At 45.4% G+C, this 12,650-nt stretch carries 11 protein-coding genes; 4 read left to right on the forward strand and 7 right to left on the reverse strand.

The annotated features are described in order from the left end of the window. Positions 1-70 precede the first annotated feature (70 nt). Positions 71-2,347, reverse strand: coding sequence for a DNA internalization-related competence protein ComEC/Rec2 (locus YC6258_RS17015; protein WP_044618000.1), 2,277 nt, complete (start codon positions 2,345-2,347; stop codon positions 71-73). Between the two features lie 63 nt (positions 2,348-2,410). Here YC6258_RS17015 and YC6258_RS17020 point away from each other — a divergent pair, with 63 nt between their 5' ends. Further along, the gene (locus YC6258_RS17020) at positions 2,411-2,929 is read left to right on the forward strand and encodes a DUF2062 domain-containing protein (RefSeq protein WP_044618001.1); all 519 of its coding nucleotides are present in this window, start codon (positions 2,411-2,413) and stop codon (positions 2,927-2,929) included. On the opposite strand, the gene YC6258_RS17025 is transcribed toward YC6258_RS17020, so the two are convergent. Both YC6258_RS17025 and YC6258_RS17030 read right to left on the reverse strand, forming a co-directional pair. After that, entirely contained in the window at positions 2,926-3,618 is a 693-nt protein-coding gene (locus tag YC6258_RS17025; protein WP_044618002.1) for an ABC transporter ATP-binding protein, read from the reverse strand. The genes YC6258_RS17020 and YC6258_RS17025 overlap by 4 nt on opposite strands. Next, positions 3,611-4,852: a lipoprotein-releasing ABC transporter permease subunit gene (locus tag YC6258_RS17030; protein WP_044618003.1), complete on the reverse strand. Its 1,242-nt coding sequence runs from the start codon at positions 4,850-4,852 to the stop codon at positions 3,611-3,613. Before YC6258_RS17030 ends, YC6258_RS17025 begins: the two co-directional genes overlap by 8 nt. A 261-nt stretch (positions 4,853-5,113) precedes the next feature. Here YC6258_RS17030 and YC6258_RS17035 point away from each other — a divergent pair, with 261 nt between their 5' ends. Then, a complete protein-coding gene (locus YC6258_RS17035) occupies positions 5,114-5,653 on the forward strand; it encodes a PilZ domain-containing protein (RefSeq protein WP_082070767.1) in 540 nt (179 codons plus the stop codon). Between the two features lie 32 nt (positions 5,654-5,685). Then, positions 5,686-6,714, forward strand: a complete 1,029-nt coding sequence (locus YC6258_RS17040) for an agmatine deiminase family protein (RefSeq protein WP_044618005.1) — start codon at positions 5,686-5,688, stop codon at positions 6,712-6,714. A 60-nt stretch (positions 6,715-6,774) separates the two neighbouring features. On the opposite strand, the gene dinG is transcribed toward YC6258_RS17040, so the two are convergent. Beyond that, the gene (gene dinG, locus YC6258_RS17045) at positions 6,775-8,904 is read right to left on the reverse strand and encodes an ATP-dependent DNA helicase DinG (RefSeq protein ID WP_044618006.1); all 2,130 of its coding nucleotides are present in this window, start codon (positions 8,902-8,904) and stop codon (positions 6,775-6,777) included. A gap of 73 nt (positions 8,905-8,977) precedes the next feature. Here dinG and kdsA point away from each other — a divergent pair, with 73 nt between their 5' ends. Beyond that, a complete protein-coding gene (gene kdsA / locus YC6258_RS17050) occupies positions 8,978-9,823 on the forward strand; it encodes a 3-deoxy-8-phosphooctulonate synthase (protein WP_044618007.1) in 846 nt (281 codons plus the stop codon). A gap of 40 nt (positions 9,824-9,863) precedes the next feature. Here the strand turns inward: kdsA and YC6258_RS17055 are convergent, their stop codons facing one another. From YC6258_RS17055 to YC6258_RS17065, 3 genes are read right to left on the reverse strand one after another with little or no spacing between them, the layout of a single operon-like run. Next, the gene (locus tag YC6258_RS17055; RefSeq protein ID WP_044618008.1) at positions 9,864-10,400 is read right to left on the reverse strand and encodes a KdsC family phosphatase; all 537 of its coding nucleotides are present in this window, start codon (positions 10,398-10,400) and stop codon (positions 9,864-9,866) included. Positions 10,401-10,403: 3 nt separating this feature from the next. Further along, positions 10,404-10,652: a hypothetical protein gene (locus YC6258_RS17060; RefSeq protein WP_044618009.1), complete on the reverse strand. Its 249-nt coding sequence runs from the start codon at positions 10,650-10,652 to the stop codon at positions 10,404-10,406. Between the two features lie 41 nt (positions 10,653-10,693). Further along, positions 10,694-12,568: a SurA N-terminal domain-containing protein gene (locus tag YC6258_RS17065; protein ID WP_044618010.1), complete on the reverse strand. Its 1,875-nt coding sequence runs from the start codon at positions 12,566-12,568 to the stop codon at positions 10,694-10,696. Positions 12,569-12,650 lie beyond the last annotated feature (82 nt).

Raw genomic sequence — 12,650 nt, forward strand, 5'->3', positions numbered from 1 at the left:
TAAAGCGGCGGTTACTTTAACAGTGAGGTAAAAAAAATCCAATGCAGAGTTCATAATTTATAACACCTAACTATTTGATTTCATTGATATAGCCCTGCCATGGGAAGAAAGGCTGCTTTAGAGGCTTATAACTGAGCCGATGATCATTCAAGGTTATCTGCACAGAACTCAGTTCACGGGTTGACAGCCAGGGAATATGCTCAGCTTCAATATTGTCGAGAGTCTGTTGGTGTGGGTGACCAAAATGATTAAATGCGCCAGCACTGATCAACACCAGCTGTGGTGAAATGGCCTCAAGCCATTGTCGCGATGTTGAGGAACGACTGCCATGATGACCTGCAACCAGAACATCGCACCTTAGAGCTTCTCTCTGCAGCCCGACCAACCTGAACTCCACGTCTTTACCTGCATCACCTGGAATTAACACACATCCGTCCGGAGTATCTATTTTTACGATACATGAAGCATTGTTGCCAACATATTTAAACTGATCATCAGGATGCAACATAGATATCGTCAGTTGCTGGCCAACAATAGTCTGACCGCGCCGACAGCCCCGGAATGGAATGGCATCAGGCTCACCGGTCATCCAGTATAGACTCTGCAACGTTTCTGTTGCCATGTGCAGGCCCGAGGTATGGTCAGAGTCATCATGAGAGAAAACCACTGAAGTAGGCGCCGTCATATCGATACTTTGAAGAAATGGATATACAACCCTGCCGTAGGCACCTGTCCCCCCAGACACTCCGGGTCCGGTATCGATCAAAACTCCTTCAATCCCTCTCTGCACCCAAATACTCTGTCCCTGCCCCACATCAAGCATGGTAACTTGCAAATGCTGCGGATAATCGGGTTGACGTTGAAATACAAGCATTCCCACAAGACATACACACAGCAGCAGACCACCACCAGGCAGCTGCTTCGCGCCAGCCAGCCACACAGCCATTCCGGACATACAAAACAACTGGACAATACTGGGAGTAAAGGAGAAAACACCAACGGCCCCTACTTGCATCACCCATTGCAAAGCGGTGTAACCCCAACTGAACAAGTGATATAGAAAAACTGGCTCCCATGAAGAAACCAGCAGCATTAAAAAACCAAGCGGCAACAATATGAAACTGACCAGTGGGATGGCCACTAAGTTAACCAATACAGAAAAAGGGTTATAGCTATGACTGATGATCATTACCAAGGGGCTAAGTCCTAAAAACACCAACAACTGAGGCGTACAAAAGCTCATTATTCGAGCATGCCAATGCCCACCCAGAAAATGATTAAACCCCAAACCGCAGAACAATACGGTTACCGCAAGAAAGGAAAGCCAGGTGCCCGGCTGAAGAATTGCCAGCGGATCTATCGCTGTAACAACGATCCATGCACCTCCCAGAGCCAGTCCCCAGGATTGGGATCGGTTGAAGATAAAAAATAAGGCTGGAATCACCATCATAATCAATGCTCGCTGGGTAGGCACTGGGAACCCACAAATGCCGGCGTACACAAATGCTGAGCCAAGTGCCAACAACAGGCGAAACTTGAGCATAGGAAAGCGAACCACCAGACCGATTCCATTTAGTACCCACCCGGATATCAGGTATATCATGCCAAATATCATGGACAGGTGCAGTCCAGACACAACCACCAGGTGCTGAGTCTGGCTATTTCGAAATAACACCCGTTGAGCTGGGCTAAACATGACTTTATCGCCGGTCAGTATGGCTAGGGCAAATGCCCTGACAGGTTCTGCCAGTTCCATAGAGTAGATCCGCTCATGAACCAGTACTCTCAAACGTTCCCATGTGCCAGTAACCGTTGAGATCTGCCGGGCATCTTTTATAGAGCACTGGCCATCGATATGATTGATAAACGAAACATGCCTATAATCCTGAGCTCCCGGACTCAATGTACTCACAGGTGGCTTTATCATGCATGTGACGGCCCAGCGTTGGCCAGGTAGCAATTTGATATCGCTGTCATTCCAGTAAAACACCAGCGTTTTCGAATATTTGAGATTCAGTGTCTTGCCAGTGACAGACTGATAGTAATCATATTTTCTGGGAAATGCTGTCACCCTGATCTGCAGCTGAATTGACTGGCCCGCCTCAGAAGCAGGAACTCTCTCCCGCAGACCAGCCTGCACAGCCGTTGAAGATACGAGCACACCTAAAGAAAACGTAAAAAAACAAATGTAGAACGAAGAAGGTAAATATATGTCTTTTTGCTTAAGAAACTGGGTAGAGATCAATATTCCGCACAGAATAATCTGAAATGATAGCCACCAGTAAAACGAAACAGTAAACAGCCCAAGCAGTATGCCACTGGTCCAAAAGAGAAGTATGTATAGCATCGGTAGCAATCCTTGCCAGTATATGGATAATTCCGCGACTCCGTTCACTTTCTCAGGTAACGTATGCCCAGGCGAATACTAAAGCGTTGGTTTCCCAATTCAAAGTCCATAAGGGAAAGCAAGTCGTTTAAGTTTCTCGGAAACATGTTACATGAGCCCGGACTATGGCACTTGAACAGACGCTCAGTGGCGAAAGCTTTCTTTATTGGTCTGTTCGTATCAATGTTACCGATACCTTCACAGATGATTGTGGCAGGCCTGTTTGCTATCTGGCTGAACGCCAATCTACCTATTTCTGTCTCATTGGTATGGATCACCAATCCATTGACCATGGCACCCATCTTTTACTTTAACTACCTGCTAGGAAACTGGATCCTGCGCTCTCCTGTTAAACTGGAGAAATTTCACCTTTCGGTAGAATGGATGGTGAAGCAAATGGAGGCAATCTGGTGGCCATTACTGACAGGCTCAATAATTATCGGGATTATTTCAGGAATATTAGGCGCAGCATTTATAAACGCCTTCTGGCACTGGCATGTCAGAAGGAGTTGGGCAAAGCGCAAGCTACGCCATAAACACTAGCCGACTATCTCCAAACGACCATCTTTCAGTCGATACATAATTTGCGTCTTCTGAGCCAATTCACGACTGTGGGTTACGATGATAAAACTGGTTCCCACCTGCTGATTCAGTTCAAAAATTAACTCACGAATTTGGCCGGCAGTTTCCTCATCCAGGTTTCCGGTAGGCTCATCCATCAGTACCAGTCGAGGACTATTGATCAGCGAACGGGCGATAGCCACCCTTTGACGTTCACCACCTGACAGCTCCGATGGTTTGTGGTGATAGCGCTGTCCCAAACCAACCTGCTGCAATAATAGCTTTCCTCGCTCATAAGTTTCTTCACTTTGTTTTCCACCAAGCCATGCTGGCAGAATGACATTCTCCAAAGCGGTAAATTCAGGTAACAGATGATGGAACTGAAACACAAACCCCATGTCACGATTTCTCAACTGGTCTCGCTGGCGCGACCCCATCCGAGTAAGACTATGACCGGCAATGAATATCTCCCCATCCGAAGACTGATCAAGCCCAGCAAGCAAATTCAGTAGGGTCGTTTTCCCACTGCCGGATGCTCCGACAACCGATACCAATTCTCCCTGACGAATCACCACGCTTAATCCATTAAGCACCTTCAAACGCTCAGGGCCAACGGAGTATTCTTTACTGAGGTTACGGCACTCCAAAACGACCTGTAATTCGTTACTCATATCTCAGTGCCTCCGCCGGCGATACCCTGGCCGCCCGAAATGACGGATAAATGGTCGCTACAAAGCTCAGCAGAAAAGACAAACCTGTGATCCATAAAACATCACTTAAATGCAATTCGGAAGGAAAGTAACTGATAAAATAGACGGAACCATCAAGCACCTTAACATGGAACAGCTTTTCAATGCCGGCAATGATTTCGGCAATAGATAACGCTCCGATAATGCCTAGCACTGCGCCAATGGCAACCCCCATCAAGCCAATTGCAGTTCCTTGAACCATGAACACCCCCATGACCTGACGCTGACTGGCTCCCATTGTTCGTAAAATTGCGATATCTCCCTGTTTATCCTGAACCAGCATGACAAGCGAACTCACGATATTGAATGCAGCTACTGCCACGATCATCACCAACAACAAAGCAATCATACGTTTTTCCATTTGAATGGCCTTGTATAGATTACCCTGAGTTCTGGTCCAATCACTGACCAGATAACGGCCCCCCAAAGACATCGCTATATTCCAAGTGATCTCACGTGCCTTAAACAAGTCATCTACCTTAAGACGGATACCATCAACTGCATTACCCATTTTAAGCAACTTGGCAGCGTCGAATACATTAATCAGCGCCAGACTGGAATCCATTTCTGCCCCAACCTTGAAGATGCCGGAAACAGTAAAACGCTTGTAACGTGGCGTTAAACCAGCAATAGAGACTGAAACCTCAGGCACCATCAGCGTTACTTTATCGCCCACACCAACACCTAAAATCCTGGCCAGAATCTCCCCCAGAACAATGTTGAATTCCCCTTCTTTCAGATCATCAAGACTACCGTCTATAAAGTGGTTCCCAACAATAGAGACAGAACGGTGGGTCTCAGGTGCAATACCATAAATGAGAATCCCACGAGTATTTGATTCGAACGAAAGCAGACCTTGTGTCTCAATATATGGAGAAACACCTTCTACATCTTTGGCTGCGGCGACTTTATCCATCACACTTCGCCAATCGGACATACCGCCCGTTTGAGAAATTGTCCCATGGGGCACCATCCCCAGGACACGGGTCTGCATTTCACGATCAAAGCCATTCATTACAGACATAACAATAATCAGAACCATAACCCCAAGAACCAAACCGATCATGGAAACAGCAGAAATAAAAGAAATGAAATGATTGCGACGTTTGGCCCGGATATATCGCAGACCAATCAATAGCGGAATATTTTTTATCATGCGTAGCTTTTGTAATAAACGGGTGCCCTATAAGAATCCAAATACCACTATTTTTCAATGAGATACCAGCATTTGTTACGATTTATTTAGTGTACCGGTTATTTTCAGGACAGCCTGGATATTCAGCGGCAAGATAAGTCGCGTGAGTCTATCGCTATTACGATTGCGCTCTACGGCACTTGTGTCTAGGATCAATCAATTATTCCGGAACAATTATATTTAGGGTAACGGCAGCATGCCGGGCAGACTGAGACAATTCAGATGGAAGAGCGTAGAGAGTTTTTCAGAATAGATGACATGGCATTTGTATGTGGCCGGCGCTGGAATGAACAGCAGTTGAGTATTCCTGAGTATTTCCCGGAATTTAAGTTCCTGCAGTTGCATGGAGAGCTTCGGCTACTGGAGCAAGATGCCTTAACAACGTATCAGAAGATCGATGATGAGCATGTCAAACACCTGCTGGACATCCAAAATCGAAAAATCGATGTACTCTCCAAGTACCTATTGATCAAAGACCTCGCTCAAACCGGTATCGAACCACAAAAGATAGTTATCAGCGAGGGCGGAATCGGTTTTCGCGGTGATATGCAATTTGCTGCACAGGAAACCATTGCCGTTGCTATCATATTTACCCCTAGCTATCTTTCACTATTTGCGGAAGCGACGGTTGTCGCCTGCAATCCGAGCCTTGATGGCGGCTTTTACGTTCACGCGGAATTTTTTAAAATTCCTGAATCTGACAGGCAAAGACTGGCCCGTCATCTACTGGCGGAACAAGCCAGACAGCGAAACAGTCGTTAAATAACTCCACTATATTTTTTTGGATACAATGTATGTCCTTATTACCTGAATGGGCTCCTCAGGATGCAATTCAATTATCCTGGCCACACCCCAACAGCGCCTGGAAACCATGGCTTAAAACCGCCTGGAAACTTTACGCCACGCTATGTCAGCACATTAGCCAATACCAGAAGGTACTCATTTCCTGTGACCCCAGTCTCGATATCGAGGAAATCACGGACCTATTGCAAGAACACAATACGAAGCTGGAAAATATTCTGCTGAAAAGTGTTCCTACGAATGACGTCTGGGCCCGCGATCATGGTCCGATTACAGTTCGCAAAAATGACCAACTCAGAATACTGGACTTCAGCTTTAATGCCTGGGGTGGCAAATATGCTTACGATAAGGACAACCTGATCAATCGTAATCTGAATGAACAAGGTGCATATGCGGCCGCCCTGGAACAGGTTGCCCTGGTTTTGGAAGGCGGCAGCATTGAGTATGATGGTCACGGAACACTGATGACTACTTCAAACTGCCTATTGAATCCCAACCGAAATCCAACACTCAGCAAACAACAAATAGCCCATCAGCTAACCGACCACTTTGACCTTAAGCAGATCATCTGGCTGGAGAATGGTCACCTGGAAGGTGACGATACCGATGCACATATAGATACACTTGCACGTTTCGGCCCTGACAATTCGTTAATCTATGTTCAGTGTCTCGATCATGCAGATGTACATTTTGAACCATTACGCAGGATGGAAGACGAGCTTAAACAACTCAAAGACGCCGACAACCAACCCTATCGCTTGTTCCCGCTACCCATGGCCTCAGCCATTCACGCTGAAAACGGACAACGGCTGCCTGCGACCTATGCTAACTTCCTGATTACCAACCATCAGGTACTGGTCCCCATATACGGGCAACCAGAAGACCAACAGGCATTGGATGTCATGCGGCAGGCATTCCCCGGCTATGAAATAGTCGGCGTAAATTGTCAGGTGCTGATTGAACAATATGGCAGTCTTCATTGCATCACCATGCAACTGCCCAAAGGTACGCTTCGCAGTTAAGCTCAAACATGCCAGCTGCCAGTCATGGCAGCTGGGGTATTATCGGCGTCGTATCAAAAATCAGTTCAATTGCAATCTGAACGGAGGCAGTGAGTCCAGCAGCAGTTTGCCGTATCGCTTTGTCAGCACACGATTATCCAACAGATAGATGTCTCCCTTATCTGCCTCGGTTCTGATCAAACGACCAGAAGCCTGGACCAACTTCAGACAGGCATCAGGCAGAGTGATTTGCATAAAAGGATTACCACCGCGCTTTTCAATCCACTCGGCCAATGCCGCGTCAATAGGGTCGTCAGGTGTGGCAAAAGGCAACTTGGCAATAATAACGGTTTCCAGATACTTACCTGGAAGGTCAACACCCTCTGCAAAACTGGCCAGCCCAATCAAACAGGATGGACGATCTTCGTCAATTCTTTCTTTATGCCGACGAATCAACTCGGATCTTGAAGCTTTATCTTGAATATGACAAATCTCCAGCATATCAACAGGTAACCTTTCGACCACCTCATTCATTTGTCTGCGAGACGAGAACAGCACTAAAGAACCCGATTGGCGATGAATCAGTTCTGGCAATAATTCCACGATAGCCCGCGTGTGATTGGCAGGATGACTGGCATCCGGACAGTTCGCTGGCACCACAAACCTCGCCACCTCCGCGTATCGAAAAGGACTAGGCACTTTTTCATAAGTGGCCCAATCCGGTAGCCCTGACTGCATTCGCAAACGGTCAAATTTATTTGCAGCTGTCAGTGTTGCCGAAGTTACTATTGCCGCAAATGCAGGCTGCCATAACTCACGCTCCAGGGTTCGGCTTGCGAGTATCGGTGAGGACTGCAATCGAACGTCTTCCTGGTTTCCAACGAAGCGCTGTTCCAACCAACGGGCATAAGGTACGGCCCCTTCGACATCATCCATACTAAAGGAACGAAATAATGCAAAATGCGCTTCACAGCGCTGGTGATAATTTCCGACAATGGAAAACCAACGCTCAGCTTCTTCCTTGTTAATTTCATTATTTTCACCAGCCAGTCCATCTTTTAAAGCTTTGTTGATACGCTCAAAACCAGCCAAAAGAGATGAGAAAATGATTTGTAGGGCGGCGGTGAGATCTTTAATATGATCCGGAATCTTACCATCTACAAACCGATAGATCGGCACATCATCCTGGCCGGATTTTAACTCTGCAAAGCTGGCAATCTGAACCACTACTAACCATAAATCCTTTAACCTAGCTTCAGCTTCTGACATGTACTGCTCAGCCTGTCCATAAACTTTGCGTAGACTTTCGGCCTGCACCAGCTCTTTTTCGATACGACGCATAGTTTTGCGCCACTGATCCAACCATTGCAGACAACCTTTTATATCCGTTGAAGCTGAAAAATGCCCCAGTGCCTTATCTGCTAAGTGATGCCCCTCATCAAATACATAAACTGAATCCTGAGGTGCAGGTAGAACCGCGCCGCCGCCCAACGCCAGATCAGCCAGCACGAGGTCGTGGTTTGCGACAACAATATCAACATCTTCAATCGCCTGACGAGCCTTAAAATAAGCACAGTTTTTAAACTGTGGACACCTGCGATTACTGCACTCTCTGTGAGTAGCGGTCAAATGATGCCAAAGGTTGTCATCAATGCTTTCCGGCCATTCGTCTCGATCCCCTGACCATTCCATGACGGCATATTGTTGCAGCATCTTTTCCATTAGCTGTTGAGCCTTTTGATCTTCCGTTAACCGGTCTTCAAACAATGGCAAAGTGGCCAGCACACCGGCCTGTGCCTGCATTGCATTCTCCAACTTGGTTAGACACAAATACCGCCCTCTCCCTTTTGCGAGACCAAAACTGAACTGCAGTCCGGAATGTTTCAGAATATCAGGCAGATCTTTTTCGATAATCTGATTTTGTAGAGTAATTGTCGCGGTCGATATCACCAGAGTTTTATTGAACGCCCGCGCCATTGGTAACGACGCCAGAACGTAGGCAACCGTCTTACCAGTGCCGGTTCCTGCTTCAACCACTGCAATTCCGGCTTCATTGATGCGCAATTGCTTATCATTGACCTCAATACTGGAGAGAGCACGGGCAACAGTGGCAATCATTAATTTCTGCCCATATCGAGGCCTGAGACTCTTGTTTCTCAAAAACTCAGAATAACTTGACTGAATTTCAGCTTTGATTTCGTCCGCCAGCATTTAAAAACCAGAAATTGTTGGAACGGAAGTAACATGAGAGAATTGCGGTTTCACTGGACTTAGGGCACCTTTAATGACACAGAAGACGATAAAAATTCAGAATATTGAAGTAAGCAATGATAAACCATTCGTTTTGTTTGGTGGAATTAATGTTCTTGAATCGAGAGATTTAGCTCTGAAAAGCGCAGAAAGTTATGTGGAAGTTACGACGGAGCTTGGTATCCCCTACGTCTTTAAGGCATCATTTGATAAAGCCAATCGCTCATCCATTAATTCTTTTCGGGGTCCAGGCCTGGAAGAAGGACTCAAAATACTGCAGGAAGTTAAAGAGACTTTTAATGTTCCCGTAATTACCGATATTCACGAACCCTACCAGGCAGCTCCTGTCGCAGAAGTTGCTGATGTCATTCAATTACCCGCATTTTTATCCAGACAAACCGATCTGGTAAAGGCCATGGCAGCCACCAAAGCTGTTATTAACATTAAAAAGGCACAATTTCTTGCGCCTGAGGAAATGCGCCATATTTTGCATAAATGTGAAGAAGGCGGAAATGATCAATTGATTCTGTGTGAACGCGGCAGCAGCTTTGGCTACAACAATCTGGTAGTGGACATGCTGGGCTTTGGAATCATGAAACAGTTTAGTTACCCTGTTATCTTCGATGTTACTCATTCACTACAACGGCCGGGAGGACGTAGTGATTCTGCAGGCGGAAGACGCCAACAGGTAACAGAACTTGCCCGAGCCGGAATTGCGCAAAAAATAGCGGGCTTGTTCCTTGAAGCTCACCCTGACCCGGAACATGCCAAATGCGATGGTCCATCTGCAATTCCGTTGAAGCAATTAAAGCCTTTCCTAAACCAGCTCAAACAACTTGATGACCTGATTAAGTCATTCCCAGATCTAGACACTTTGTAATAAAGCTTTATCAATTTGTCACTTTGAAAGAAAACGCCGATCAGCGTTTTCTTTCAAAGTATTCTGTCGTCGTTAACTGATAAATTTCGTCAAGATCGTAATATAAACTCAGAATTCTGTCGGCTACCTCTCTAGCGACTCCTTCTCCGCCTTTCGCCTCAGTTATCCAATCCACCTGAGATTTCACTCTGACGTATGCATCAGCTGGCGCTATCGAAAGCCCACATACACGCATCACATTTAGATCCACCATATCATCTCCGACCATCGCCACCTGATGCATGGAGATATTCAGTTGTTGTGCTATTCCATGGACAGTCGCAAGTTTGTCCTTTGATCCAGGATAAAAATGTTTAATACCTAGATCGCTTATACGACGACTTAGCGGTTCAGATTCTTTGGCAGATACAATAGCGACAGCAATACCTTTGTCTTGCAGTAGCTTCAAACCAACCCCATCTTTAACGTTAAAGCGCTTTATGCATTCTCCATTTTCAGAGTAATACAAACTTCCATCTGTTAGCACACCATCAACATCAAAGACCACCAGCTTGATATCCAAATTTGTGTTGTTCATATATCAGCCCAGCAAATCAAACTGCATACTGTCATCTGCTGCTCCAGCATCTAACCAGAATACTGGTTTTGAAAATGTCTGCTCAATCTGCCTGGCCAACTTGTCCGATATCTTTCCCTGCTCTTCAGAAAGTTTTCTGGACATCATTCCAACATCTACTCCCAAACAGTTAGCCAACTCTTCAACTCCAATCGCGTTTTCGAGCAACAGTGTTTGTATATTTTCTTTTCGAACCAAGTTTAGATTTATCATGTCACATCGTTAAAAAAGGCCGCTATAGCGGCCTTAGTTACTTATTTAATTTTCACATCGGCTTCTGCCGTCTTATCTGCCATCCATCCCTGATATGCACTTTCGCTATAAATTGAATCAAGGAAGTTCCCTACAGAATCTTCGGAGTTATCCTCTTCAGAGCCCTGAACTACTGATTCCAATCTAACAACAGCTGTATCACCTGTTCCCAACTCAAGGCTAGCATAGGTGTTACTTTGCTCCTCAGGCTTAGCCATTTCGAATGCTTTATCAACGATAGGCTTAGATACTTCTGAATTATCGCGGCCAGATTCTGCAACCTCATTCCAGCTTAAATCTGCATTAATACTTGTCAGATCTTTTCCTTCTTTGAGGGCTGCAACAATCTCTTTTGAACGTGCCGAAGCCAATTCTTTGGATTTTTCTGTAACCACATTCTCAACAACCTGCTCCTTAACGGCCTCCAACGGCTGATAATCCCCAGCGACAAACTGCTTAAGAGCCATCACAACCAGACTACCATCACTGAGCGAGACAACTTCTGAGTTTTCATTCTGTTTTACAACTTGATCAGAAAAAGCGGCATCCTGAGCATTTTGTTGGGTAAATATGCCACTCGCGTTAGCGCGTGAAAACAAGCCGGTGTCTTTCACTTCCAGATTGTAAGTTTTAGCTATTTCATCCAAACCTACAGAAGAAAAAGCAATATTTGAGATTTCTTCTTTCAGGGTTAACAGTTGATCCTGGACTTTCTTATTAACCAGATCAGCTCTCAGTTTTTCTTTCTCAGAATCAAACGACTCTACACCAGCCGTCTCAATGGAGTCTAATTTAATCAAATGATAACCGAAGTCGGTTTTTACGGGTTCTGTCACCTGGCCCGCAGCAGCTAGCTGCTCAGCCGCTTTCTCGAACTCCGGCACAAAAACTCCCTTCATCATGACACCTAAAGAGCCTCCGTTTTCAGCACTGCCGGGGTCTTGAGAATACTCTTTAGCTAAAGCAGCAAAATCTTCACCAGCATCAATACGTTTTTTCAGCGCTTCTGCGAATTCTTTGGCAGACTTACCATCAGTATCCATATCGTCAGTGATCAAAATATGAGAAATGTTCTTGCTGACGTTATCTTGCTGAGCTTTGACATACTTCTCATAAGCTTGTTGAAGCTCTTCATCCGAAACAGATACGCCGTCCACAACTGATTGTTCGGTTAAAACGACATAATTCACATCAACCTGGTCTTCTGTGACAAACTCTTCTTTATGCTCCTGATAATAAAACTCAAGATCCTCATCTGTGTATTTGACTTCTGATTTAAGATCAGCTGCTTTTAATGTTAGATAAGAAAAAGTTCTTTTCTGATTTTCCAACTCAGATGCTACTTTGACTTCGTTACTCAGGCTAAAGGCAGTATCAGAAATGCCCGCCTTAAGTTGATTTGCCATAATTTGCTGTCTAACCTGAGTCAGATATTCTTGCGCGCTAAAACCCGCCTGACCAGCAGCACGCTCAAAAGTGGACTTGTCAAATTTTCCATCCTTCTGAAACCCGGGAATGGAATAGATGGTTTTTGAAACTTCTTCATCGGACACAGCCAAGCCAGCATCAGTCGCTGCTGTCAGTTCGATTTGCTGCTGCACTAATGACTGCACAACACTGTTACGAATAAAACCATTACCAAACAGTGATGTAGCATCTGCGCCGAATTGCTGCTGCAATCTCATCTGCTGCATATTCGTCAATCGTTGTATCTGACTTTCACTGATTTTCACACCATTGACGGTAACAGAAGCTCCATTACTACTACTTATGGATACTATGGACTCTGCTCCCCATAGAACAAAAACTACCACTATTGCACCAACAATGATTTTACCGAGCATGCCTTTGGCATTACTTCGAAAATACTGCAGCATGGATCCTCCAGGCCAAATAAGATTTTGATATTGCAAGAAAAACTTGAGGCGGGCAATTATGCATGAACATTTAGTGCAACGC

It is taken from the genome of Gynuella sunshinyii YC6258 (assembly GCF_000940805.1).
GTDB classification, from domain to species: Bacteria; Pseudomonadota; Gammaproteobacteria; order Pseudomonadales; family Natronospirillaceae; genus Gynuella; species Gynuella sunshinyii.